This window comes from Candidatus Accumulibacter phosphatis, from assembly GCF_000024165.1.
Lineage (GTDB): Bacteria > Pseudomonadota > Gammaproteobacteria > Burkholderiales > Rhodocyclaceae > Accumulibacter > Accumulibacter phosphatis.
Map to the genome: position 1 here is coordinate 3,256,056 of NC_013194.1, position 23,923 is coordinate 3,279,978.

Below are 23,923 nucleotides of genomic sequence, written 5' to 3' on the forward strand. Positions count from 1 at the left end.
TCATCGCCAGTATGGACGTCGACGGGCATGCCTCAGGCCGCCCGGCGATGCTGCCACCAGCCGATGAACACCGGCAGCAGCGAAACGACGATGATCGCCACGATCACCAGCGTCAGGTTCTTCTGAATCCACGGCAGGTTGCCGAACCAGTAGCCGGCGAGGGTCAGCGAGCCGACCCAGGCGACTCCGCCAATCAGGTTGAAGAACGTGAAACGCGCGTAGGTCATCGCACCAATGCCTGCAACAAACGGCGCAAAGGTCCGGAACAGCGGCAGGAAGCGCGACAGAACCAGCGTCTTGCCGCCGTGCTTCTCGTAAAAGGCGTGCGTTTTTTCGAGCGCGGCCTTGTTGAAGAAGCGCGACTGCTCCCAGTGGAAGACCTTGGGCCCCAGCAAGCGGCCGATCTGGTAGTTCAACATGTTGCCGAGAATCGCCGCGGCGGTCAGCACGGCCAGCAGCACCAAGATCTCCATGCCGCCGAGCGCCGCCAGCGCACCGGCGACGAAGAGCAGCGAGTCGCCAGGCAGAAACGGGGTCACCACGAAACCGGTCTCGCTGAAGATGATGACGAAGAGAATGGCATAGATCCACTGCCCGTACTGCTGCACGAGCACCGCCAGATGCTTGTCGAGGTGAAGAATGATGTCGAAAAAGCTGGTCAGGTATTCCATCGTCGCGAGAGTTGAAGAGAATCATGGGTCGTCGGCAAGCCGCGATTCTACCGGAAGCCGGGCCGGTATAATCCGCCCATGCCCCAAACACCGAGAATCGCCCTCCTCCCCGATCTTCTGATCAGCCAGATCGCCGCCGGCGAAGTCGTCGATCGTCCGGCGTCGGTCCTCAAGGAACTGCTCGAGAACGCGCTCGACGCCGGCAGCTCGACGATCCAGATCCAGCTCGAGGAAGGTGGGGTCAAGCTGCTGCGCGTCAGCGACGACGGCGGTGGCATGGCGCGTGACGAGCTGGCGCTCGCCCTCACCCGCCATGCCACTTCGAAGATCAACTCGCTCGCCGATCTCGAACGCGTGGGGACGCTCGGTTTTCGTGGCGAAGCGCTGGCCTCGGTCGCCGCCGTCGCACGCCTCACGCTGACCAGCCGGCAGGCGAGCAGCGACAGGGCTGCCGGACAACACGCCTGGCGGCTCACTGACGAGCCGGGCGCGGGCCCTCAGCCGGCGGCCCTGCAGGCCGGCACGGTGGTCGAAATGCGCGATCTCTACTACAACACGCCGGCCCGCCGCAAATTTCTCAAGTCTGAGGGCAGCGAGTTCGCGCATTGCGCCGAGGCGGTCAAGCGCATTGCGCTGGCTCATCCCGGCGTTGCCTTCACCCTCTCGCACAATGGCCGTGTCGCGCTGCACCTCAGCGCCAGCGATTCCCGCGTGCGCGTCGGCGCCATCCTCGGCGACGAGTTTCTCGCCGAGTCGCGCTGCCTCGACGTCAGTGCCGGCCCGCTGCGCGTCGCCGGCTACTGTGCGCTGCCGGCGTACTCCCGCGCCCGCGGCGACGCCCAGTACTGCTACGTCAATGGCCGCTTCGTCCGCGACAAACTGCTCGGGCATGCGCTACGCCAGGCCTACCAGGACCTGCTGCACGGCAGCCGCTACCCGGCCTACTGCCTGTTCCTCGACATCGATCCGGCGGGCGTCGATGTCAATGTGCACCCGCAAAAGACGGAAGTCCGCTTTCGTGACGCGCGCGCTGTGCACCAGTTCGTCTTCCATGCCGTGCAGCGACTGCTGGCAAGTCCGTTGGCGACGCTGGGCACGGCCTCGAGCAGCGAAGTGCCGACACCGAACACGCAAGTATCGCCCTGGCCGGAGCAGCGGCCGGCAGCGCCCGCCATGCACGCTGCCGAACCGGTTGCCTTTGGCCGGCGGACGCCCTTCCAGGGTTCGCTGCACGTTGGCGAACCCGCCAGAGCCGGCACTTACCTGAGCTTCGTCGACGCCACACAATCGCCTGAGCCGGCGCCGGAAGAACTGTCGAATGCAGCCGGCGACGACGGGCGGGCGCCGCCGCTCGGCTACGCCCTCGCCCAGTTGCAGGGCGTCTACATTCTCGCCCAAAACACGCACGGGTTGATCGTCGTGGACATGCACGCGGCGCACGAACGCATCCTTTACGAGAGGCTCAAGCAGGCGCTCGACGGTGAGCGGGTGGCGACACAGCCGCTGCTCATCCCGGCGGTGTTCATGGCCGACGCGCTCGATGTCGCCGCCGCCGAGGAGCACAGCGTCGCGTTGCAGCGGCTTGGCTTCGATGTCGCCGCGATGGGCCCGCGACAACTGGCGGTGCGCAGCGTACCGGCCCTGTTGCTCGGCGGCGACCCCGCGGCACTGGTGCGCTCGCTCCTCGGCGAACTACGCGAACACGGCATTTCGCAACTGATGACGACGCACCGCAACGAACTTCTCGCCAGCATGGCCTGCCATGGCGCAGTGCGCGCGCGGCGCCTGCTCTCGCTCAGCGAAATGAACGCTCTGCTGCGGCAAATGGAAGAGACCGAACGCTCGGACCACTGCAACCACGGTCGCCCGACCTGGATGCAGTTTTCGATGGCCGAGCTCGACCGCTACTTCCAGCGCGGGCGATGAGCGTCACCTCGGCGCGCAGTGCCCCGCTGCCGCCGGCAATCCTCTTGATGGGGCCGACCGCCAGCGGCAAGACCGCTGTGGCGATCGAGCTGGCCCGACGCTTCCCGGTCGAACTGGTCAGCGTCGATTCAGCGCAGGTGTTTCGTGACCTGGACATCGGCACGGCCAAACCGGACGCCGCAACGCTCGCCGAATTCCCGCACCACCTGATCGACCTGATCGATCCACCGGACGCCTACTCGGCCGCCCGCTTTCGGGCCGATGCACTGGCAGCGATGGCCGCGATCACGACACGCGGCAAGGTCCCCCTGCTCGTCGGTGGCACGATGCTTTATTTCAAGGCGCTCGTCGAGGGCCTCGTCGACCTGCCGCCAGCCGACCCGCCAACCCGTGCCGAAATCGACCGGCAGGCCGCCGCCCGCGGCTGGCCGGCGCTGCACGCCGAGCTCGCGAAGATCGACCCGGTGACGGCCGCCCGGCTGCCCAACACCGATTCCCAACGCATCCAGCGCGCGCTCGAAGTCTTCCAGGTTTCCGGCCGGCCGCTGTCGGCGCTGATCGCCGCCGGGGCGAGGCCGGCGCCCGCCTACGCCTTCCTGTCGCTCGGCCTGCTGCCGTCCGAGCGCCGCGTTCTGCACCAGCGCATCGCCGAACGTTTCGACGCCATGCTCGCGGCCGGACTGGAAGTTGAGGTCGAGATGCTGCGCCGGAAGTACGCGCTGCGTGCCGAAATGCCGTCGATGCGTTGCGTCGGCTACCGGCAGGTCTGGGAAGTCCAGCAGGGACTCGCGCCACGCCACGAGCTGCGCGATCTCGGCATCTACGCCACCCGCCAGTTGGCGAAACGTCAGATCACCTGGCTCGGCAACAGTTTGCGGCCGCAGACCTTCGATTGCCTGGCCGCTGATCTGCTGCCGAAAGTCGTCACGGCGGTCCGCTCCTTTCTCGGCTGACACACCCTGGCCTGGACCGCCGGCTTCGCGTCATAACCCCAGGAAGCCGCGGATCTTGTCGAGCATCCCCCCTCGCGGCGGTGACGGCAAGGTGGCGGAAGCGTCGGTGAATTGGCGGGTGAAGCTATGCACCTCGACCTCGTGGCGCCAGAGAATGTGGGCGATTGCCTCGGCAATTTCCGGCCGCGACCGGACGACCTCCTCAACCGTCGCCTGGTCCAGGCGGTAGCACACCACGTCGGTCTTGGCGACGACCGTATCGCCGCGTGGCTCGCCGGTCATCACTCCCCGCTCGCCAAAGGTGCTGCTGGCGTGAATCGTGCGGAAATGCTGGCGCGGATAGCCCGGAAAATCGATCAACACTTCCACGTCTCCGGACGCCAGGACGTAGAGCCAGTGTGCCGTCTCGCCCTGCTCGAAAATGACCGCTCCCTGGGCGAACGGCGCATAGACCATGCGCTCGCTGATCGTCCGCAGCTCCGCCTCCTGCATGCCGGCAAAGAGTTCCAGCTTGCGCAGGTCAACAATGCGCTTCTCGATCTCGCGCTGTCGAAGCGATTCCCGATACGCCTCGTTCTCCTTGGTCATGTGCACCGACTGTTCCGGCACGGCCAGACGCATTCCCGCGCGCTGCAACGCGGCGAGCACGTGCACGCGTACGGCGGAATCAGTCGGATCGTCGGGCTGGGGGTCGAGCATCCAGTAGCGCAGTGCATAGCGCGCGTACCCGGGACCAAACTCCATCAGGACGCAAGAGGGAGCCGGGTCGCGCGCCACATTCGGGATGTCGGCCGTGCTGATCACCTTTTCGATCTTCTGAATCACCAGCGCCGCTGGTGAGTCATAGGTGACGTTGAACCAGATCCAGCGTCGCGACGGCGAGTCCGGTCGACTCTCCCGGCCGACGACCGTGAACCTGCCGCGCATCAACTGGCTGTTGGGAACGATCACCATTTCGCCGTTGCGCGTCCGGATGGTCGTTTGCCGCCAACGAATCTGTACCACGCGGCCGGTAAGGTCGTCCAGCCTCACCCAGTCACCGGTCTGCAGCGAGTTGTCCAGCTGCAGTGCCACCCCGCCCAGGACATTGCCGAGAGTATCCTGCATCGCGAAGGCGAGCACGGCAGTGATCACCGCCGAGGTAGTCAGCAGACTCGACGGATCCAGTCCGACGAGGTGCAGGCGTGCCAGGACGAAGGCACTGTAAACGACCAGCAGGATGATGTCCTCGGCAATCCGGGCAACGACGATGCCGAGCCGCGGCAGGGCGATCCGGAAGACGACATGGCCAAACAGACGAAAGAGCGCAAAGCCCGAGCCGATGACGAAAATCTCGTGGATCACCACCGCAGCACGAGAGTAACTCAAGGCCTCGAGCAATGCCCCGACGAACTGCCCCGCCAGGCACATCACGAACAGCACCACCGTGTTGCGAACCCGCCGACGTTCGTTGGGCAACTGATGCAGCGACAGCAGGGCGAAGACAAGCATGGCCGCAATGACGTACTTGGTCTCGGGCAGCCAGAAATAGGCGATCGTCCTGCTCATCAATTCGTTCATGGCATCTCTCTCGCCGACGCGGATGGCGCGCAGTCGGTGCGGAACTCGCTCCGGAACTCGCTCAGACCAACCCGTCGAACAACTGTACCCCGACCTGGTCGCCGGCGGCGACGTTGCCGCGATCATGCTCGAGGACGATGAAGCAGTTGGCATCCGCCATCGAGCGCAGCACACCCGAGCCCTGCGCAGCCGCCGGGCGGACGCGCCACTGCCCATCCACCAGGCTGAGAATGCCGCGTTGAAACTCGGTCCGTCCGGCAACCTTCTTCAGTGCCCCGGTGCACAGCGCCGGCAGCAAGGGTACGACCGGCACCGGGTCAGCGCCCATCAGCGCGTACAGCGCCTCACGAACGAACTGATAGAAAGTGACCATGACCGCCACCGGATTGCCCGGCAAACCGAACAGCCAGGCCGCGCCACCCCGCTCACCACAGATCTCCTCACCATCCACACGAAGGCGGCCAAAAGCCATCGGGCGACCCGGCTTCATGGCGATCTTCCAGAACAGGACTTCGCCAAGCTCCGCCATCAGCCCCTTGACAAAATCGGCCTCGCCAACCGAAACGCCGCCGCTGCTGATCACCACATCTGCCGCCGCCGCGGCCTCGCGAAAGGCCGCTTCCATCGTCGCCGGGTCGTCGCGGACGACGCCCAGATCAAGCACCTCGCAGCCCATGCGCGTGAGCATCCCGAAGATCGTGTAGCGGTTGCTGTCATAGACCCGACCCTCGCCGAGTGGCGTGCCGATCGAGCACAACTCGTCGCCGGTGGACAGGAACGCGACACGCAAGCGCCGGAAGACGCTGACCTCGGCACAACCGAGCGAAGCGATCAGCCCGATCTCGGCCGGGCGAAGCAAGCGCCCGGCAACCAGCGCCGGCTTGCCGGCAGCGAGATCTTCACCGGCACGCCGGATATGCTGGCCGAGACGTTGCCCGGGTGGCACGACGATGTGATCGCCGTCAAGTGCAACGACTTCCTGGACCACCACCGTATCGGCCCCGACCGGCGGCGGCGCGCCGGTCATGATGCGCACACACTCACCTTCTCCGATGGGCTGGGCAAAGGCTTTCCCGGCCAGGGCGGTCCCCAGTACGCGCAAGCGGGTGTTGCCGCCGTTGGCGACGTCCGCATGGCGAACGGCATAGCCGTCCATGGCCGAATTGTCGTGCCCCGGCACATTGAACGGCGCCAGCAGGTCGCAGGCGAGCACCCGCCCGAGAGCGCCGCGCAGCGCCACGCGCTCCCGGGTGCGCACCGGCGTCAACTGGCGGCGAATGAAGGCGCGTGCCTGGTCTGCCGACAGCGAGTCGGGGTCGTGATCACTGAGGCAACTGAATTCGGCGGCAAGGCTCATCGGCGGCTGGCTTCAATTAGTGGCTTCAATGACGGGCTGACATAAGGCGCGACAGGTCGCGCCGGCGAACGGTCAGCCACCGGTCATCGACATGAAACGTACCACCTGCGGCGTGCTCATCTGGTTGCCGAAGTCGTGGCCCTTGGCCTTGATGCCGAGCGTGCGGACGATCGCTGCGCGCAGCGGGCCATCGTCGCTCGGGTAGGCACGCAACAGTGGCAGCAATTTGCCGGCATCATTGTTGCCGAGACACGGGTACAGTTCGCCGCGTGCAGTGATGCGTACGCGGTTGCACGTGTCACAAAAATTGTGGCTGTGCGGTGCGATGAAGCCGACGCGCGTCGACGTGCCGGGAATCCGCCAATAGCGCGCCGGTCCACCCGTCGTTTCGGTCGACGGCAGCAGGACGAAGCGGGTCTGCAGACGCGCCAGCGCTTCCTCACTGCCGAAGTAAGTCGATTGCCGGGCGTGGCCGATGTCGCCGAGCGGCATTTCCTCGATGAAAGCGATGTCGATCGCCCGGTCGACGGCGAACTGCACGAGGTCAATGAGTTCATCGTCGTTGACGCCGCGCATCATCACCGTGTTCAGCTTGAGGCGCTCGAAGCCCGCTGCCTGCGCGGCATCGAGACCACGTAGCACTTTGGCGAGATCGCCGACGCGGGTAATCTCCCGAAAACGCTGGGAACGCAGAGTATCGAGGCTGACGTTTATCCGCCGAACGCCGGCAGCGCGCAAGGCGGCAGCAAAGCGATCGAGTTGCGAACCGTTCGTCGTGATCACCAGCTCTTTCAGGCCGGAGAGCCCGGCAATCCGCTCGAGCAACCAGATCGCGTTGTGACGGACCAGCGGTTCGCCGCCGGTCACGCGTACCTTGGTCACCCCGAGATCGACGAACGTGCCGGCAATACGCAGGCATTCCTCGAGCGTCAGCACCTGCGCCCGCGGCAGGAAGGTCATCTCCTCGGCCATGCAGTAACTGCACCGGAAGTCGCAACGGTCGGTAATCGACAGCCGAATGTAGGTAACGTGGCGCCCGAATTTGTCTACCAGCGCGCCTTTCGGGTGCCGCGACGTCACCGGCGAAATCGGCGGCGACAAGCCGACCGGCGAAGCGGGCACGGCTTCCGGCGTCAAGGATTCATTGCGCATGGGCGACCCCCGAGACTGGCCTGCGGCGAAGCGAAGATGAGAACGGTTCGCGGCCGATTATAGCCGAGTTTGCGCGGCGCAAAGCCGCCGTTCACCCTCCTGCGCCGTGCTGCCGGGAGGCGAAGCCTCACCTGCCGGCAGCAGCCGGGGATCAGCCGGCGTGCTCCAGCGCCTCGATGCGCCTGGCGATCGGCGGGTGGCTGGAGAACAGATCCAGCCACCCGGGACGCGCGTTGATGCCCGCCGTGGCGACGTTCTGCGGCAGATTGCCGGCTTCCATGCCGCCCAGGCGGCGGAGTGCGGCGACCATCGGTCGCGGCGTGCCCATCAACTGCGCGGCGCCGGCGTCGGCGCGGAACTCGCGTGCCCGCGAAAAGTACATGACGATAATGCTGGCCAGGATGCCGAAGGCGATGTCGCAAATCACAACGGTGATGGTGTAGGCGATACCGGGCCCCGACTGCTCGTCACCGCCCTTGCGCAGCGCCGAATCGACGAACCACCCGACGACGCGGGCAAGGAAGATCACGAAGGTGTTCACGACGCCCTGGATGAGCGTCAAGGTCACCATGTCGCCATTGGCAATGTGTGCGACTTCGTGGGCGAGCACCGCCTCGGCCTCAGCGCGCGTCATGCTCTGCAGCAAGCCGGTAGAGACCGCCACCAAGGAACTGTTGCGGCTCGCACCAGTGGCAAACGCATTCGGCTCGCCCTCGTAGATGGCGACCTCGGGCATCGGCAACCCGGCCTTCTGTGCAAATCGGCCGACCGTTTCAAGCAGCCAGAACTCGGTCGAGTTGGCCGGCGATTCGACAACCCGGGCGCCGGTGCTCCACTTGGCGATGGTCTTCGACAACCACAGCGAGATGAACGCACCGCCGAAGCCCATGATCAGCGCAAAGAAGAGCAGCCGGCCAAAATCGAGGCCACCGCTGGTGAAGAACCTGTTCGCCCCGGTGAGCGTGCTGACGATGCCGAGCACCAGCACGATCGCCAGATTGGTTGCAATGAGCAGCATGATACGTTTCATGAATCTATCCCGGTGCTGCCAGCATGCCCTGCTTGCCGAAACTGCCGATCAAACCCGGTGAGGCCCGCCGGGCACTGGAGAGTCGCGGCGACGACCGGTGCAAGCGCCACTGTCTCATGCGCCTGAAGGTGCCGACACCATGATTTCCGCCGCCGCCTCGGGGGCCGACCTGGCCACTCCAGGACGGTCGTGGCGATGCTCCCGCTGGCGGGCGAGCCGGCGCGAGAGCGTCCGTCCGACTCGGTCGACGGCTCGATCGATGGCGAGGTAAAGATCGCTCTCGATATCGTCGATGGCGACCTCGGGAGCCCCGGCCATGGCAACCCGGATTTGGCAGCGCTTGTCCTCGCCGCCGCGTGGGCCGTTGATATCGGACAGGCTGACGACAATCCGGCTGACGTGGTACTGCGCCCAGTCGAGGGCGAAGTGCAGGCGCCGCTCGACATGTTCGCGCAATCCTGCGCTTAGATCAAAGCCCCTGGCCTGGATGACGATCTGCATGCTATTTCTCCTCCCGAGTCGAAAGAGCCACCAGTCTAGGACAAGGCAAAACATCGAACAAATCGAATATCCTGTACTCTAAGTTCCGTTTTCCTACCATCATCCCGCACATGTCCGCACTCAACTACAAGCACCTGCGCTACTTCTGGATGGTCGCCAAGTCGGGATCGATCGCGCGCGCCTGCGAACAACTGCACCTCACCCCGCAGGCGGTGAGCGGTCAGTTGCGCGAGCTCGAAGAAGCGCTCGGCGTCGAACTGCTCCGCCGCGCCGGACGCGGCCTCGAACTCACCGAGGCAGGCCGACGCATTCTGAGCTACGCCGACGAGATCTTCTCGCTCGGCGACGAACTTCTCGACGTCGCGCGTGACCAGACGACGCGCAAGATTCTCCCGTTCGCCGTCGGCATCGCCGATTCAGTGCCGAAATCGGTGGCCCATCGCCTCGTTGCGCCGGCCCTGCACCTGCCGGAAGCGGTCCGCCTGATTTGTCGTGAGGGGCGCCTGAACGCACTTCTTGGCGACCTGGCGGTGCACCGCCTCGACATGGTGATCGCCGACCGGCCGATGCCCACGAATCTGAATGTACGCGGCTACAGTCACCTCCTCGGCGACAGCGACCTCAGCGTTTTCGCCGCGCCCGAACTGGCGGAGACGCTCGGCGGCAGCTTTCCCGATCTGCTCCAGGGCGCTCCTTTCCTGCTGCCGGGCGACGACGTGGCGATCCGCGCGCGCCTCGAGCAGTGGTTCGAGGCCAGGCAGGTGTACCCGCGAATCGTTGGCGAGTTCGACGACAGTGCGCTGCTCAAATCGTTCGGACAAGCCGGTGCCGGGCTGTTCGTCGCACCAACGGCGATTGCCGCCTACGTCACGGATCAGTATCGCGTCGTTGTCGTTGGACGCATCGAATCGATCAGCGAACAGCTCTTCGCCATCACCACCGAGCGTCGCTTGAGCCACCCAGCCATCGTCGCCATCATCCAGGTTGCCCGCGACGAGGTATTCCGCACCTCGACGCCGACCGCCGGTGAAAACGGGAGAACCGACCCAACCGCGAAGCCGGCCCGCGCGCGGCGTTCCCGGGCGCCCGCACCATTGACCGCGGTCCCTATGCGCCAGAAGGGATAACAATCCTGTTTTCTCGAACTATCGCGCCACATAATTCTGCTTTTCTTCCTTCAGCCAGACACCTATTCTCCGTCCGTCGACACCCTTGACTTATAGGAGAAACTGATGAAAATGCTATCGATGCTGACCGCCGTTCTTGCATTCGGCTTGACACTGACATTGACGATCGGCGACGCGGAAGCTGCCAGCAAACGCCTCGGCGCAGGCAAGTCGTCAGGCATGCAACGCGAAGCCGTGAGCGCAGACAAGTCCCCGGCCGGCTCGCCAGCCATGGCCGCGAGCGCCGCCAAGGCACCAACAGCCGCAGCAGCCGCGGCCCAACCCAAGCGTTCGTGGATGGGTCCGCTTGCCGGCCTTGCCGCGGGCCTCGGTCTCGCCGCGCTGGCTTCCCACTTTGGGTTCGGAGAAGAACTTGCTTCGATGCTTATGATCGGTCTGCTGGTGGTGGCCGTGATGGTAGCGATTGGCTTCGTCATGCGCCGCCGCGCCGCCGCCCAACAACCTGCTTTGGCCGGAGCCGGGGGATTTCAGTACGCCGCGCCGGATGCTCTTAACGGCGGTATGGCACGCGTGGAGGCTGGGCCATCGATGCCGGCCGGCACGTCGACCGAAGCGGTCACCGCCGGCGGCAACATCCCGGCCGACTTCGACGTCGAGGGCTTCGTGCGCAACGCCAAAATCAGCTTCATCCGCCTGCAGGCCGCCAACGACGCCGGTAACCTCGACGATATTCGCGAGTTTACGACGCCGGAGATGTTTGCCGAGGTACGAATGAATATCGCTGATCGCGGCCCCGTGGCGCAGGAAACCGATGTGGTCTCCATCGACGCCCAGGTACTCGATGTCGCCGAAGAGGAATCACGCTATCTCGTCAGCGTACGCTTCACCGGCCTGATCCGCGAGGACAAGGCGGCCGCGCCCGAGCCGGTCGACGAAATCTGGCACCTGATCAAGCCCCGCGACGGCAAGAGCGGCTGGGTCCTTGCCGGCATCCAGCAGGTTCAGTAGGCTGTGGCCGCCCACGGCGAGCGCCGACCGGGGCTCGCCGTGGGCCCTACCGGCGCGCCTCGAACCAGAGATCACTAAAACGCGCCTCAACCGTGCCGCCCGTGTTGTCGGTATCGGCAGCCAGCGCAACGCCCGAGACAGGCGGCACCGGAGCGCCGAAGGCGTCGCGAAAATCGGCAGCAACGTCGCGCCGGACCTCCCTCCACTGCCCGGCGTGCGCATTCCCCGAATCAACGACGATCATCCGCAGGCGATCGGTATAGGCATTCCAACCCGTCTCGCCGGCGACCTGCGCCGTTCCCCAGACGTAGCACAGAGCGGCGGCGGGAAGTTCGGCGCTGTGCAGCAAGCGCGCCGCGGAAATCTTCATTCGGTCGCCGAGACTCAACCGATCCAGCGGCAGGTCAAAGAGGACGTAGACACGAGCCGCGTAATCGTCTCCGGCTTTGCGCCGCAGGTCGGAACCGGCGAGCGCATGCGAGACCCACCAGCGCCACCTGAGCAGGGGCGTGGCCGCGGCATCGACCCGCAACGACACCGCCAGACTCGAAGCGGAGCGATCGGAAGTCACGCGCAGCACGCTTCCGTCATCCTCGGCCAGGAGATCAAAGCTGTTCCGCCGCTCGACCGAGGGTAGCGTCTGATGCGCCCAGCCAGCGGGCAAGCGCTTTCCGGGCAGGTTGGTCGAAAAACGCGGCAAGTCGATGCGTAGTGGGCCCGGACTCTCCGCGGCGCGGGCAGAGAACACCGAAGCCACACCCGCGGTGCCGACGGCCGGCAACACGGCCACCAGCGCCAGCGACATCCGGCGACGGTTCGTATTCATGGGCTCCACGCCCGGTATCCCTCCAGCGTGGCCAGGCGCGGCAGGTCCTCGGGCCGATCGACGTCCCACAAGGTCGGCAGCTCGACCCAGCGCAAGCCAAGCTCGGACAGGCGCTCCCGGGTCTGCGCCATGACCCGCTCGCTACCCCAGTCGATACCCTCGAAGAGGCGCGGTTGCGGGCCACGCAGACCAACGAGCACGTAGCCGCCATCCTCGGCGGGGACGAACACCGCATCGTTCGGGCCATCCCCATCGCCACGCAACACCCGCGCTGCAGCGACCAGGTGCGCGCCCAGCAAGACCGGGCAGTCGGTGCCGATCAGCACCACCGGGCCGGAATACGCCGCAAACACCGCCGCCATGCGTGCGCCAAGGTCACCCTCCGACTGGCTGCGCAATTCGACAGCAAGGCGGCGGCGCAAGGCGCGAAAGAAACGATGCTGACAATGCGGCGCCCCCCACAGGATCACGCCACCGGTCGCCGCGCGGCTGGCCTCGACCAGCGCCTGCAGGGTGAAGCGACGTTGCAGGCGCGCGGCGCCGACGGCGCCGAGCGCGGGGATCAGGCGGGTCTTGGCCGCGCCAGGCTGCGGCGCACGCGCCATGACGGCGACATGGACCGGTTCAGCGCTGCCGTGGCGCATAGCCGTAGAGAATCGCCAGCTGCTGTGGATCCGCACCGAGGAAGTAACGGGCACGCAGGCACCACATCAGCAGGATGGTGCGCAGGACGCCATGCTTCTGCCAGCGACGCGCGGAAGTGACGACTCTTTGGCGCAGGCAGGCGGGCCGGGCAAGGCGTTTGAGGCGCTTCGACAAGGCGATGTCCTCCATCAAGGGCAACTCCGGATAGCCACCCACCGTCTCGAAGACCTCGCGCCGAACGAAAATCGCCTGGTCGCCGGTGGCTATCCCGGTCAGGCGCGAGCGCCAGTTCATCATCCGCTCGACGACACGCAGCAGCGGCTGGCGGCCGTCAATTCGTACGTCGAAACGTCCCCAGCAGGCACCCGTGGTGATGGCGCGGCGAATCAGATCGTCGGCCGCCAGCGGCAGCGCCGTGTCGGCGTGCAGAAACAGCAGTACCTGTCCCTGACTGGCGAGCGCCCCGGCGTTCATCTGCATCGCCCGCCCGCGCGCCGATACGATTAGCTGATCGACCTCCGGGGCAGCGAGAGCCGGCGTTCCGTCGGAACTGCCGCCGTCTACCAGCACCAACTCGGCACCGCGCTCCCTGAAAACGCGCAACGCCATGAGTTGCCGGGTCACCGTCTCGGCTTCATTCAGTACCGGCAGAATCACCGAGAGGAAGGGACTTCCGTTCGAACTCGTCATCGCCGATGCACCTGTGCCTCCAGATCAGGTGGCTGCGCACAGCCGCCGCCACATGCGCACAAGTGTATGACCAAAAGGGGATGCGGGGAATGGACAGCCGGCGCGACGCGGGACAGCGGGCGCGCATGGCGACGCCCGGCCCAACTCAGGCGCGAGCCCTTGGGTATGCCGGCCGTGAAAAACGCGGGCGCAGCAGGGATCGCTCGGGCACGCGAAGAAGTCCGCAGGTCGACGGCCGGTGTCGGCGAATCGGCGACGCCGGCCCCATTTCGAGACGCGCTCCCTCAGTGGCTGGCGCGCGAGAACCTACGGGGAAACTCCGCGGGCAGCGCGGAGACAGGGGGAACCAAGCAGCTGGCCCGGCCGCGACGTACTACCGTGCGTTGCCGCCGTGCTGACGATGACGGGCGAACCAATCAACAACCACACCTATGCCCGGTGACGCCAGAAAGGCAACCATGACAAGAATGGTGAAACTCGCCCCGAGTACGGGGATGTCCGCCGCCATTTTCCTTCTCCTTCTGCTTGTGAATGACCTCGTGACGATCGAGGTCAGGTGTATTTGGGTGTATTGCAAGGACCTCTCGTCATGCCAGGGTCGATGGGAACTTTAGGTCGCCAACGTGACGTAGACAAACGATGAATTCTCATCCGATGCATGAGAATTCCTCATTCATGCAACGCTCTGCCCTTCTGCGTTACGAGGTCTACCCGCATCGTCCGCCATGGGTGGCGACTTGCTCACCGGCCTGCCGCTGGTCAGAAAGCTGAAACCGATGGCCAGTTGTGGCAAGCTGGCGTGGATGGACCGGCCGGCTACCTGCGTGACAGGCCTCGTCGCACCAGCGTCGGGCCCGCACACCGATCGAGGGCTGTAAGGAACATCCTCTGCCGGACGACCAAGGCGAGAAGACCAACCACGATTCCACTGGAGAACCTGCCAACATGCACGTCACCCTGCCCCTTCTCATGACCACTGACTTTCCGGCCTTGACCCGACGGTCGGTGGAAACCGTACAGGTCAATCTCGGCTATCGCTGCAACCAGAGCTGCCTGCATTGCCACGTCAATGCCGGGCCGCAGCGCAAGGAGGAGATGACCGCCGAAACAATCGACGCGCTGCTCGCCTTCATTGCCGCCAGCCCCGAAGTCAAGGTTCTGGATCTCACCGGAGGCGCACCGGAACTCAACCCCAATTTCCGCCGACTGGTGATCGCCGGACGGCAACGCGGCCTGCGAGTGATCGACCGCTGCAACCTGACCATCCTCGAGGAACCGGGCCATGCGGATCTGGCGGAGTTTCTGGCGATGCATCGCGTCGAGGTGGTTGCTTCGCTGCCCTGCTATCTTGGCGAGAACGTCGACCGCCAGCGCGGCAAGGGAACCTTCGACGCCAGCATCAGGGCCCTGCGCCAGCTGAATGCCCTCGGTTACGGCCTGCCCGCTACTGGCCTGGTCCTGAATCTGGTGTTCAATCCGCAGGGACCGGTACTGCCGCCGCCACAAGCACCCCTGGCGGCCGCCTACCGGGAGCATTTGGGGGGCGAGTTCGGCATCGTCTTCAACCAGCTGTTCACGCTGACCAACATGCCGATCCAGCGGTTTGGCTCGATGCTGGTCTCCAAGGGTCAGTTCAACAACTACATGCAGTTGCTCCGTAGCGCGCACCGCGACGATAACGTCGAGCAGGTGATGTGCCGCAATCTGCTGTCGGTCGACTGGCAGGGCTATCTTTACGATTGCGACTTCAACCAGCAGCTTGGCCTGCCGATAGGCCGCGCCGGGCGCCCTCGCCTGCACCTCACCGACATCAGCGCCGCCGCGCTCGATGGCTGCGCCATCCGGGTCGCCGACCACTGCTACGGCTGCACGGCGGGACAGGGATCGAGCTGCGGCGGCGCGCTTGGCGACGAGGTGGCAGCCGCACCGACCTGCGGCGCCTGACGGCGGCGTACCCGGCAAGCGCGGACCGGTGAGTATCTCCGTGGTCTTGTCGCCACCTCCTTGATAGACAGGAATCATCGATCATGGACAATCAGCCCCTCGACGGCATCGCAGCCTGCGTTTTCGACGCCTACGGAACGCTTTTCGATTTCAACAGCGCGGCGCGCACCGCCAGCGACGAACTTGGCGACGACTGGCAGCGCCTGTCCGAACTCTGGCGCCAGAAGCAACTGCAATACACCTGGCTGCGCGGGCTCGCCGGCCGACACGCCGATTTCTGGCAGGTCACCGGCGACGCACTCGACTTCGCCCTGGCGACGCTGAAACTCGACCGCCCGGGCCTGCGCACGCGCCTGATGGATCTCTATCTCCACCTGCAGACCTATCCCGAAGTCCCGAAGACGCTGCGACAGCTCCGCTCCAGCGGACTGAAGACGGCGATTCTCTCCAACGGCACGCCGGCCATGCTCGCGGCAGTAGTGCGCAGCAGTGGTCTCGACGGAGCGTTCGACGCTATCCTTTCGGTCGAGGAAGTAGGCGTCTTCAAGCCACACCCCTCGGTCTATCGCCTGGCCAGCGACCGCCTGGGGATCGCGCCGGCAGCACTCTGTTTCCTCTCCTCGAATGCCTGGGATGCCTTTTCCGCCAAGGCGTCGGGCCTGCGCGTCGTCTGGTGCAACCGCTTCGCCCAGGCGCCGGAACGGATTCCGGCAATGCCGGACGGCGAAATCAGCGACCTCTCTGCGCTGCCGGCGCTGTTGCTCGCGGCGCCATCCCGATAGCGGAGCCGTGGCGTCCGCAAGGTGCCTAACGGGTCGCGCGGCGCCGGCCCGAGCACGGCCGCTGCTTTCCGCGCCACCCGGCCGGGCCAGTGGCAGCAGCGTGTAAGGAGCGGCCGCTCCCGGACGACAGAGGGCTGTACGCCTCAACAACCAAGGAAAGCCCTGCCATGAACATTCGACGACTCCTGCTGCTGGCGGCGCTGGCCGCGCTGGTCCTGACTTACTTCGGGCTGGATCTCGGACGCTTCCTTAGCCTTGACTACTTCAAGAGCCAGCAGGCGGCGATCGAGGCCTGGCGAGCGGCGCAGCCCCTGAAGGCGGCGCTGGCCTTCTTCGTCGCCTATGTCGCGGTGACCGGCCTGTCGCTGCCGGGTGCCGCCGTGATGACGCTCGTCGGCGGCGCCGTCTTCGGGCTTTTCTGGGGCTTGCTGCTGGTTTCCTTCGCCTCGTCGCTGGGCGCCACCCTCGCCTTCCTCGTCTCGCGCTTCCTGCTCCGCGACTGGGTGCAGAAGCGCTTCGGCGACCGCTTGCGGGCGATCAACGCCGGCGTCGAGAAGGAAGGTGGCTTCTACCTGTTCACCTTGCGCCTGGTGCCCGTCTTTCCCTTCTTCGTCATCAACCTGCTGATGGGCCTGACGCCGATCCGAACGTGGACCTTCTACTGGGTCAGCCAGATCGGCATGCTCGCCGGCACGCTGGTCTACGTCAACGCCGGAACTCAACTGGCGAAGATCGATTCGCCGGCGGGAATCCTCTCGCCGGCGCTGCTCGGCTCCTTCGTTCTGCTCGGGCTGTTCCCCCTGATCGCCAAGAAGATCGTCGGCACGCTGGCGGCCCGGAAGGTCTATGCGGGCTGGCAGCGCCCGGCTCGCTTCGACCGCAACCTGATCGTCATCGGTGCCGGGTCGGCGGGCCTGGTCACCGCCTATATCGCCGCGGCGGTCAAGGCCAAGGTGACGCTGATCGAGAAACACAAGCTCGGGGGCGACTGCCTGAATACCGGCTGCGTACCCTCCAAGGCGCTGATCCGTTCGGCCAAACTGCTATCGCACATGCGCCGCGCGCAGGAGTTCGGCATCCGCAGTGCGCGCGCCGAGTTCGACTTCGCCGACGTCATGGAGCGCGTACAGCGGGTGATCAGAACCGTCGAGCCGCATGACTCGGCAGAACGCTACAGCGGGCTTGGCGTCGAGGTCATCGAGGGAACGGCGACGATCGTCTCGCCCTGGGAGGTCGACATCGTCCGCAACAGCGGCGAGAGCGAACGACTCAGCGCGCGCAGCATCGTCATCGCTACGGGTGCCCGCCCCTTCATACCGCCGATTCCGGGCATCGAGGCGGTGGGCTACTTCACCTCCGATACCGTCTGGGACCTGCGCGAACTGCCACGCCGCTTGCTGGTCCTCGGCGGCGGCCCCATCGGTTGCGAGTTGACGCAGGCCTTCGCGCGTTGCGGTGCCAGCGTCACGCAGGTGCAGCACGGTCCACGAATCATGGTGCGCGAGGATCCGGAAGTGTCCGAACTGGTCATGCAGCGCTTCCGCGCCGAAGGCATCGCCGTACTGGTCAATCATGAGGCCAGGAAGTTCGTCATCGAGGACGGCGAGAAGATCCTGGTCGCCGAACACCAGGGCCAGGAGGTGCGCATTCCCTTCGATGCGCTGCTAGTCGCCGTTGGCCGGGTGGCCAACATCGCCGGCTATGGCCTTGAAGAACTGGGCATTGCGGCCGGCCGCACGATCGAGACGAACGACTTCCTGCAGACGAAGTACCCCAACATCTATGCCGCCGGCGACGTTGCCGGGCCGTTTCAGTTCACGCACACGGCCGCGCATCAGGCCTGGTACGCCGCGGTCAATTCCCTTTTCGACCCCTTCAGGAAGTTCCGCGCCGATTATTCGGTCATCCCCTGGGCGACCTTCGTCGAACCCGAAGTGGCTCGCGTCGGGATCAACGAGAGCGAGGCACGCGAGCGCAACATCGCGCACGAAGTAACGGTCTACGGAATCGACGACCTCGACCGGGCGATCGCCGACGGCGAGGCGCACGGTTTCATCAAGGTGCTCACCGTTCCCGGCAAGGACCGGATCCTCGGCGTCACCATCGTCGGCGAGCACGCCGGCGACCTGATTGCGGAGTACGTGCTGGCCATGCGCCAGGGCATCGGTCTCAACCGCATTCTCGGCACCATCCACATCTACCCGACCCTCGCCGAAGCCAACAAGTACGTCGCCGGCAACTGGAAGAAGGCGCATGCCCCGCAGAAACTGCTCGCCTGGGTCGCCCGCTTCCACGCCTGGCGGCTCGGCCAGGCATGACGCGCATGCGCAAACTCGTCCTCGGGCTGCTGTTGATGCTCAGCGCCACCGCGGCCACCGCCTTCGACCACAGTCATACGGCGTGGGACTCGCTGCTCAGGAAGCACGTCGTCCTCACCCAGGGCGGTAATGCGTCGCAAGTACGCTACGCCGGCATGCTGAGCGACCGCAAGCTGCTGCAGGCTTACCTCGAGAGCGTCTCGAAAGTGACCGAGGCCGACTATCGCAGCTGGCCGAAGGCCCGCCGGCTGGCTTTCCTGGTCAACGCCTACAACGCGTGGACGATCGATCTGGTACTCGGCAGGTACCCGGATCTCAAATCGATCAAGGACCTCGGCAGCGTCTTCCAGTCGCCCTGGAAGCGGAAATTCTTCATCCTGCTCGGCCAGGAACGCTCTCTCGACGACATCGAACACGGCCTCATCCGCGCCCCAGGCGCCTTCGACGACCCGCGCATCCATGCCGCCGTCGTCTGCGCGTCGGTCGGCTGTCCGATGCTGCGCAATGAAGCCTTCACCGGCGAACGCATCGATGCGCAACTCGACGACGGCATGCGTCGCTTCCTGGCCGATCGCAGTCGCAACCGCTTCGAGCCCGCCACCGGCAAGCTGCAGGTGTCGAAGATCTTCGACTGGTACGGCAAGGACTTTGCCAAGGGCCACGCCGGTTTCAGCACGCTCTCCGGCACCTTCGCCCGGTACGCGGCATCCCTGGCGGACACGCCGGAGGCGCAGGCACGCGTGCGCAGCGGCGACTACAAGCTCGAGTTTCTGGAATACGACTGGTCGTTGAACGATGTGCGCTGAGTGTGCGCGAATCAGTGCAACGGGCGGAGGAGCATGGCGATCTCCGCCACGTCCGCTTCCGACAGGACGCCAGCCGCCGCCTTGAGCTGCAAGGTGCTGACCAGAACTTCGTAGCGCGCCTGGAAAAGATCGCGCTTGGCCCCGAACATCACACGCTCGGCATCGAGGACGTCGGTGTTGGTGCGAATTCCGGCCATCATTCCGCGCTTGCTGCCTTCGACGGCGACGATGCTGGCGTCGACCGCCTTGCGGTACGCGGTGACCTTGCTGGCGCCTGTTTCGACGGCCAGGAATTGGCGCGTCACCTCGACGAGAACGTCGTTCGCCGCGGCATCGAGTTCGGCCAGTGCGCGCTCACGGTTGGCAATCGCCTGGTCGGTGAGGGCCGAGACCCTTCCGCCCGCAAACAGCGGAATGTTGAGCTGGACGCCTACGCTATTGATCGTGCTCTTCTGGTTGAGCGTCGAGATGGTCTCGTTGTCGGCTCGCGTCGACCGCGCCACCAGATCCAGCTGCGGCATATGGCCGGCACGATTACGATCGACTTCCAGGCTTGCCAGTTCATAGGCCTTGCGCCGTGAACGAATCTCCGGGTTGTGATCCTGCGCCAGGGCGACCCACGCGTCGAGACGGCCGGGCTGCACGCCGGTCGGCATGAAATCCGGGCGCAGGATCCACAAAGGTTGCATCGGCTGGCCAGTCATACCCTCGAGCTTGCGCATCGCCACCGCGACCCGGTCAAGGGCGTCCGCCCGCCCGGCGCGGGCAAGCTGCAATCTCGACTCGGCGTCGGCGACATCGGTGATCGTCCCCTCGCCGCCCTTGCGGCGCCGTTCGGCCAGTTCGCGCTGCGCGCCGTAGGCGGCAATCTCGACATCGGCCAGCGCCAGTCGATCCATCGAAAAAAGGGCGTCCAGATAAGCGGCGGTGACTTTTACCGCCAGCTCGGCCTCCTTGCGGTCGAAGACCGCATCGCTATAGGCCGCCTGAACACCCCCTTGCTGGTAGCGTACGAAGCTGTCGTAGTTAAAGAGCGGCTGGCGCAGGATGACCGCGCTGACTGTGTCCCGGTAGTCGAGATTCTGTGTCACGTCGACCACCGTTGACTCCCGCTCGCCCTTGTTCTGCGAGTATGAACCGGTGATCGAGAGATTCGGCAGCAGACCGGCGCGACCAATGGCGATGGCGTACTGACCGGCATCCCGCTCGTAGCGCGCCGCCCGAAAGGTCGGCTCATTCTGCCGTGCCGCCTGGTAGGCGTCGATCAGCCCGGCAGCGCGCGCGCCGGCCGACAGTAGTGGCAGGCTGCAGGCGACGAGCAGTGTGGCAAGCGGTTGCCACATGCTCATTCCTCGGTCAAGGCGGACCGCATCCGATCCCCCAGCGGCTTGAAGATGTAGTTCAACATCGTTCGCTCGCCGGTCTTGATGAATACCTCGGCGGGCATTCCCGGCTTGATCTCGTGCGCTTTCAGTTTCTTCATACCGTCTGCCGTCACCACCACTTGCCCACGGTAATACGGCGGGATCCTGCCCTGCGGGTCGGTCGTCGCATCGGCAGCGACCTGAACGAATTCACCGGCAATCTGCGGCGTCGTCCTCTGGTTGAAGGCCGGAAAGGAGATTTCCACCGGCAATCCGGGCCTCACCTTGTCGATCAGCGTCGTCGGCACCTGGACATCGACGCGCAGAGGCTCGTTTTTCGGCACCACCTCCATCAAGGGCGTTCCAGCAGCGAGTACGCCACCGACGGTGTGTACGCTCAGCCCGACGATCACCCCCTCCGAAGGGGCGCGCACTTCGGTATTGGCCAGTTCGAAGGCCAGTCCCTTGAGCCGACTATCGAGGGAAGTGGCCTCCTTCTGCGCCTCGGCGAGACCATTCTCGACCTCCTTGTCGTACTCCTGCTGGCGCGCCAGCATGCGCATCCGGATCTCGCCGATCGTCTGCTGCGTGCGGCCGAGATTGCCGAGATCCTCGGAGATGGCACCGCTCAGTTGCGCCAGCAGGCGCTCCTGCTCGGACAGGCGATTGCGCGGCAGATAGCCTTCGGCGGCCAGCTCGCGCAAGCCCTTGAGCTCATCGAGCAGCAGTTTCGTTTGCTCTTCCTTCGCCCGGCGAGTGGCCTCGAGGCCCTTGACGGAGGACTGCAGGCCTGCCAGCGTATTCTTCATGGCCGCCAGTTCGGCCTGCAGGCCGGCGCGCCGGGAACGCAGCAACTGCGTCTGTACGGACATCGCGCTCGCCGCCCGCGGATCGTCACTCTCCCGCAACAGATCCTCCGGAAAGACGATCTCCGAACGACCCTCGACATCGGCCAGCAGCCGCGCCTCGGCCGCCTTGACGACCAGCCACTGGCTACGTGCCACTTCGTACTGCGAGCGCGCCATCGTCGGGTCAAGGCGCAGCAGAACGTCGCCACCTCTGACCTCATCGCCGTCCTTGACCAGGATCGCCTGCACCATTCCCGGGGCAAGGTTCTGCACGGCCTTGCGGTTACCGGTCACGACCACCTGGCCGCCGGTCGGCACACCCTGGTCAAGAGGTGCAAGACCTGCCCACAGCAGGAAGCCACCAAAGCCGAAAGCGACCACCAGCCAGCCCAGCCGGGAAGCCCGGCGGTGATTGATATCGACCGCCGGCCCGGCCGGGCTCACGCTCTCCGCTGCCACGTCCGTCACGTCGGTGATGTCGCCAGCGCCGCCCTTCTTTCGCTCGAAGATGTTGATCGTCATCCGGAGGTTCCTTGCGTCAGGTGCCGAGCGCAGGTGACGTGGGAACGCCACCGGCCGACGTCCCCGACGATGCCGGGCGGACCACCTTGTCCGGCTGGCCGGCAGGCGCCGCATTGCCCCCGCGCATCGCCGCCAGCACCTGGTCGCGCGGGCCGTGCGCCTTCACCGTCCCTTCGTGCATGACCAGAATGCTGTCCGCCACCGCCAGCGTCGTCATCCGATGGGTGATGATCACCACCGTGCGCTTGCTCGCCTTCAGGCGCCGGATCGTTTCGGCGAGTGCTGCCTCGCCCTGGTCGTCAAGGTTGGAATTCGGTTCATCGAGGACGATCAGTGCCGGGTCGCCGTAGAGCGCCCGCGCCAGACCGATGCGCTGCTTCTGACCGCCGGAGAGCGCGCTGCCCGCCTCCCCGAGCGGTGTGTCGTAGCCGCCCGGGAGCAGCAGGATCAGCTCGTGCACCCCGGCCGCCTGTGCCGCAGCGAGGACCTTCTCGGAATCGAGCTCGCCAAAGCGGGCGATGTTTTCGGCAACTGTGCCGCCAAACAACTCGATGTCCTGCGGCAGATAGCCCAAATAGGGGCCCAGCTCGTCCTTGTTCCACTTGAAGGTCTCGGCGCCGTCGAGCCGCACCGATCCGGCCAGAGCCGGCCAGACGCCCACCAGCAGGCGCGCCAGGGTCGACTTGCCGGAGGCGCTCGGACCGATGACGGCGACCACTTCGCCGGCCTTCAGCTTGAAATTCACGTTTCGCAGAATCAGCGTCTTGCTTCCCGGCGCCGCAGTCGCCGCGTTCTCGACGCTCACTTCGCCAAGCGGTCGGGGCAACTGCATGCCGGCGACGCGCGCCGGATACATTTGCAACAAGGCGGTCAGCCTGCCATAGGCGGCGCGTGCGGAGACCAGTTGTTTCCAGTTGGCAATCAGCATCTCCACCGGCGCCAGTGCGCGGCCGACGAGAATCGAACCGGCAATCATGATGCCCGCGGTCACCTCGCCATTGATCGCCAGCAAGGCGCCGTAGCCGAGAGCCAGTGACTGCATCGAAATGCGCGCGAACCGGGTCAGCGCGTTGAGGATGCCGGCGCGGTCGCTGGCCAGCGCCTGCTGCGCCAGAAACTTCCGGTGCAACTCGAACCAGCGGCCACGAATCGCCGGCAGCATGCCCATCGCCTCGATCACTTCGGCATTGCGCAGGTGGTTGTTGGCTTGCGCACTTGCCGCCATGCCGAGCTTCTGCGCTTCGCTCAGCGGCCCCGCCGACACCCGTTCATTGGCTATCGCCAGCCCTACCAGCAGCACCACTCCGACCAGCGCAAACACCCCCAACTGCACGTGCAGCATGAAGATCACCACCAGGTAGATCGGCATCCACGGTGCGTCGGTGAGGGCAATCAGCCCGGCACCGGTCAGCGTCTGCCGCATCGACGACAGATCATTCAGCGCCTGCGCCGGATTCTGTCCGGCTTGCCGCAGGTTGCGTTCGAAAGTGGCGTTGAAGACGCGTGTATTGATGTCGAGATCGAGGCGTGCGCCAATGCGTACGAGAACCATCGACCGGATCCACTCGAGCACCGACATCAGCGCGAACAGCCCGAGAGTGATCAGAGTCAGCATCAGCAAGGTCGTCACGTTGCCACTGCCGAGCGCGCGGTCATAGACCTGCAGCATGTAGATGGCCGGCGCCAGCATCAGCAGATTGATGAAAAAGCTGAAGGCGCCGACGGTCATGAAGGCCTGGCGAACGGAGCGCAGCGCCTCATCGAGCTCGAGGCGCTGCCGGGAGGGGTCAGTCATCCATACGCTTTCTCGGAAATCATCGCATCCCCGTCGGTCGCCGACCACCGCCGACGGTTCGACCAGTTGGCGGGGCGAAAGCACGGGTGCCACCGGCA

The 23,923-nt window shown here is 65.4% G+C and carries 21 protein-coding genes; 8 read left to right on the plus strand and 13 right to left on the minus strand.

Annotated features, from left to right (window positions below; genetic code table 11):
- Window positions 1-32: 32 nt before the first annotated feature.
- On the minus strand, window positions 33-671 hold the full coding sequence (locus CAP2UW1_RS13990) for a DedA family protein (RefSeq protein WP_015767271.1): 639 nt from the start codon (window positions 669-671) through the stop codon (window positions 33-35).
- Between the two features lie 78 nt (window positions 672-749).
- Here CAP2UW1_RS13990 and mutL point away from each other — a divergent pair, with 78 nt between their 5' ends.
- Window positions 750-2,597, plus strand: coding sequence for a DNA mismatch repair endonuclease MutL (gene mutL / locus CAP2UW1_RS13995; RefSeq protein WP_015767272.1), 1,848 nt, complete (start codon window positions 750-752; stop codon window positions 2,595-2,597).
- A complete protein-coding gene (miaA, locus tag CAP2UW1_RS14000) occupies window positions 2,594-3,550 on the plus strand; it encodes a tRNA (adenosine(37)-N6)-dimethylallyltransferase MiaA (protein ID WP_015767273.1) in 957 nt (318 codons plus the stop codon). The genes mutL and miaA overlap by 4 nt, the downstream gene beginning before the upstream one ends.
- A gap of 30 nt (window positions 3,551-3,580) precedes the next feature.
- Here miaA and CAP2UW1_RS14005 read toward each other — a convergent pair whose 3' ends face one another.
- From CAP2UW1_RS14005 to CAP2UW1_RS14025, 5 genes are all read right to left on the minus strand, one after another.
- Window positions 3,581-5,110 carry a mechanosensitive ion channel family protein gene (locus CAP2UW1_RS14005; RefSeq protein ID WP_015767274.1) on the minus strand — a complete coding sequence of 510 codons (1,530 nt, stop codon included), beginning with the start codon at window positions 5,108-5,110 and terminating at the stop codon, window positions 3,581-3,583.
- Window positions 5,111-5,171: 61 nt separating this feature from the next.
- On the minus strand, window positions 5,172-6,467 hold the full coding sequence (moeA, locus tag CAP2UW1_RS14010; protein WP_015767275.1) for a molybdopterin molybdotransferase MoeA: 1,296 nt from the start codon (window positions 6,465-6,467) through the stop codon (window positions 5,172-5,174).
- 72 nt (window positions 6,468-6,539) lie between these two features.
- Window positions 6,540-7,619, minus strand: a complete 1,080-nt coding sequence (moaA, locus tag CAP2UW1_RS14015; protein ID WP_015767276.1) for a GTP 3',8-cyclase MoaA — start codon at window positions 7,617-7,619, stop codon at window positions 6,540-6,542.
- 151 nt (window positions 7,620-7,770) lie between these two features.
- Entirely contained in the window at window positions 7,771-8,649 is an 879-nt protein-coding gene (gene htpX / locus CAP2UW1_RS14020; RefSeq protein WP_015767277.1) for a protease HtpX, read from the minus strand.
- A 114-nt stretch (window positions 8,650-8,763) separates the two neighbouring features.
- Window positions 8,764-9,150, minus strand: a complete 387-nt coding sequence (locus tag CAP2UW1_RS14025; RefSeq protein ID WP_015767278.1) for an HPF/RaiA family ribosome-associated protein — start codon at window positions 9,148-9,150, stop codon at window positions 8,764-8,766.
- Window positions 9,151-9,260: 110 nt separating this feature from the next.
- On the opposite strand from CAP2UW1_RS14025, the gene nhaR reads away from it, so the two are divergent.
- Both nhaR and CAP2UW1_RS14035 read left to right on the plus strand, forming a co-directional pair.
- On the plus strand, window positions 9,261-10,277 hold the full coding sequence (gene nhaR, locus CAP2UW1_RS14030; RefSeq protein ID WP_015767279.1) for a transcriptional activator NhaR: 1,017 nt from the start codon (window positions 9,261-9,263) through the stop codon (window positions 10,275-10,277).
- 105 nt (window positions 10,278-10,382) lie between these two features.
- Window positions 10,383-11,285 carry a Tim44 domain-containing protein gene (locus tag CAP2UW1_RS14035; RefSeq protein ID WP_015767280.1) on the plus strand — a complete coding sequence of 301 codons (903 nt, stop codon included), beginning with the start codon at window positions 10,383-10,385 and terminating at the stop codon, window positions 11,283-11,285.
- A gap of 46 nt (window positions 11,286-11,331) precedes the next feature.
- Here the strand turns inward: CAP2UW1_RS14035 and CAP2UW1_RS14040 are convergent, their stop codons facing one another.
- From CAP2UW1_RS14040 to CAP2UW1_RS26135, 4 genes are all read right to left on the minus strand, one after another.
- A complete protein-coding gene (locus CAP2UW1_RS14040) occupies window positions 11,332-12,111 on the minus strand; it encodes a DUF3047 domain-containing protein (RefSeq protein WP_199931471.1) in 780 nt (259 codons plus the stop codon).
- The gene (locus CAP2UW1_RS14045; RefSeq protein ID WP_015767282.1) at window positions 12,108-12,755 is read right to left on the minus strand and encodes a TIGR04282 family arsenosugar biosynthesis glycosyltransferase; all 648 of its coding nucleotides are present in this window, start codon (window positions 12,753-12,755) and stop codon (window positions 12,108-12,110) included. Before CAP2UW1_RS14045 ends, CAP2UW1_RS14040 begins: the two co-directional genes overlap by 4 nt.
- Window positions 12,736-13,446: a TIGR04283 family arsenosugar biosynthesis glycosyltransferase gene (locus tag CAP2UW1_RS14050; RefSeq protein ID WP_015767283.1), complete on the minus strand. Its 711-nt coding sequence runs from the start codon at window positions 13,444-13,446 to the stop codon at window positions 12,736-12,738. Before CAP2UW1_RS14050 ends, CAP2UW1_RS14045 begins: the two co-directional genes overlap by 20 nt.
- A gap of 373 nt (window positions 13,447-13,819) precedes the next feature.
- Window positions 13,820-13,954, minus strand: a complete 135-nt coding sequence (locus CAP2UW1_RS26135) for a hypothetical protein (RefSeq protein ID WP_015767284.1) — start codon at window positions 13,952-13,954, stop codon at window positions 13,820-13,822.
- Between the two features lie 437 nt (window positions 13,955-14,391).
- On the opposite strand from CAP2UW1_RS26135, the gene arsS reads away from it, so the two are divergent.
- From arsS to CAP2UW1_RS14070, 4 genes are all read left to right on the plus strand, one after another.
- Entirely contained in the window at window positions 14,392-15,390 is a 999-nt protein-coding gene (arsS, locus tag CAP2UW1_RS14055) for an arsenosugar biosynthesis radical SAM (seleno)protein ArsS (RefSeq protein WP_015767285.1), read from the plus strand.
- 83 nt (window positions 15,391-15,473) lie between these two features.
- Entirely contained in the window at window positions 15,474-16,172 is a 699-nt protein-coding gene (locus tag CAP2UW1_RS14060; protein WP_015767286.1) for a haloacid dehalogenase type II, read from the plus strand.
- A gap of 167 nt (window positions 16,173-16,339) precedes the next feature.
- Window positions 16,340-18,490, plus strand: a complete 2,151-nt coding sequence (locus tag CAP2UW1_RS14065; protein WP_015767287.1) for an FAD-dependent oxidoreductase — start codon at window positions 16,340-16,342, stop codon at window positions 18,488-18,490.
- 5 nt (window positions 18,491-18,495) lie between these two features.
- The gene (locus tag CAP2UW1_RS14070; RefSeq protein WP_015767288.1) at window positions 18,496-19,296 is read left to right on the plus strand and encodes a DUF547 domain-containing protein; all 801 of its coding nucleotides are present in this window, start codon (window positions 18,496-18,498) and stop codon (window positions 19,294-19,296) included.
- Window positions 19,297-19,307: 11 nt separating this feature from the next.
- Here the strand turns inward: CAP2UW1_RS14070 and CAP2UW1_RS14075 are convergent, their stop codons facing one another.
- From CAP2UW1_RS14075 to CAP2UW1_RS14085, 3 genes are read right to left on the minus strand one after another with little or no spacing between them, the layout of a single operon-like run.
- Window positions 19,308-20,639 carry a TolC family outer membrane protein gene (locus CAP2UW1_RS14075; protein ID WP_015767289.1) on the minus strand — a complete coding sequence of 444 codons (1,332 nt, stop codon included), beginning with the start codon at window positions 20,637-20,639 and terminating at the stop codon, window positions 19,308-19,310.
- A gap of 2 nt (window positions 20,640-20,641) precedes the next feature.
- Window positions 20,642-22,030 carry an HlyD family type I secretion periplasmic adaptor subunit gene (locus CAP2UW1_RS14080; RefSeq protein WP_015767290.1) on the minus strand — a complete coding sequence of 463 codons (1,389 nt, stop codon included), beginning with the start codon at window positions 22,028-22,030 and terminating at the stop codon, window positions 20,642-20,644.
- A gap of 16 nt (window positions 22,031-22,046) precedes the next feature.
- Complete coding sequence (locus CAP2UW1_RS14085) at window positions 22,047-23,825, minus strand: type I secretion system permease/ATPase (protein WP_049778671.1); 1,779 nt, start codon at window positions 23,823-23,825, stop codon at window positions 22,047-22,049.
- Window positions 23,826-23,923: the final 98 nt, after the last annotated feature.

Coding starts and splice junctions, on each gene's coding strand:
- CAP2UW1_RS14085 (WP_049778671.1), bottom strand. CDS start 23,825: ATGACTGACCCCTCCCGGCAGCGCCTCGAGCTCGATGAGGCGCTGCGC.
- CAP2UW1_RS14040 (WP_199931471.1), bottom strand. CDS start 12,111: ATGAATACGAACCGTCGCCGGATGTCGCTGGCGCTGGTGGCCGTGTTG.
- CAP2UW1_RS14075 (WP_015767289.1), bottom strand. CDS start 20,639: ATGTGGCAACCGCTTGCCACACTGCTCGTCGCCTGCAGCCTGCCACTA.
- CAP2UW1_RS14060 (WP_015767286.1), top strand. CDS start 15,474: ATGGACAATCAGCCCCTCGACGGCATCGCAGCCTGCGTTTTCGACGCC.
- moeA (WP_015767275.1), bottom strand. CDS start 6,467: ATGAGCCTTGCCGCCGAATTCAGTTGCCTCAGTGATCACGACCCCGAC.
- moaA (WP_015767276.1), bottom strand. CDS start 7,619: ATGCGCAATGAATCCTTGACGCCGGAAGCCGTGCCCGCTTCGCCGGTC.
- CAP2UW1_RS14065 (WP_015767287.1), top strand. CDS start 16,340: ATGAACATTCGACGACTCCTGCTGCTGGCGGCGCTGGCCGCGCTGGTC.
- CAP2UW1_RS14050 (WP_015767283.1), bottom strand. CDS start 13,446: ATGACGAGTTCGAACGGAAGTCCCTTCCTCTCGGTGATTCTGCCGGTA.
- arsS (WP_015767285.1), top strand. CDS start 14,392: ATGCACGTCACCCTGCCCCTTCTCATGACCACTGACTTTCCGGCCTTG.
- mutL (WP_015767272.1), top strand. CDS start 750: ATGCCCCAAACACCGAGAATCGCCCTCCTCCCCGATCTTCTGATCAGC.
- CAP2UW1_RS14080 (WP_015767290.1), bottom strand. CDS start 22,030: ATGACGATCAACATCTTCGAGCGAAAGAAGGGCGGCGCTGGCGACATC.
- htpX (WP_015767277.1), bottom strand. CDS start 8,649: ATGAAACGTATCATGCTGCTCATTGCAACCAATCTGGCGATCGTGCTG.
- CAP2UW1_RS13990 (WP_015767271.1), bottom strand. CDS start 671: ATGGAATACCTGACCAGCTTTTTCGACATCATTCTTCACCTCGACAAG.
- CAP2UW1_RS14035 (WP_015767280.1), top strand. CDS start 10,383: ATGAAAATGCTATCGATGCTGACCGCCGTTCTTGCATTCGGCTTGACA.
- CAP2UW1_RS26135 (WP_015767284.1), bottom strand. CDS start 13,954: ATGGCGGCGGACATCCCCGTACTCGGGGCGAGTTTCACCATTCTTGTC.
- nhaR (WP_015767279.1), top strand. CDS start 9,261: ATGTCCGCACTCAACTACAAGCACCTGCGCTACTTCTGGATGGTCGCC.
- miaA (WP_015767273.1), top strand. CDS start 2,594: ATGAGCGTCACCTCGGCGCGCAGTGCCCCGCTGCCGCCGGCAATCCTC.
- CAP2UW1_RS14025 (WP_015767278.1), bottom strand. CDS start 9,150: ATGCAGATCGTCATCCAGGCCAGGGGCTTTGATCTAAGCGCAGGATTG.
- CAP2UW1_RS14005 (WP_015767274.1), bottom strand. CDS start 5,110: ATGAACGAATTGATGAGCAGGACGATCGCCTATTTCTGGCTGCCCGAG.
- CAP2UW1_RS14070 (WP_015767288.1), top strand. CDS start 18,496: ATGCGCAAACTCGTCCTCGGGCTGCTGTTGATGCTCAGCGCCACCGCG.
- CAP2UW1_RS14045 (WP_015767282.1), bottom strand. CDS start 12,755: ATGCGCCACGGCAGCGCTGAACCGGTCCATGTCGCCGTCATGGCGCGT.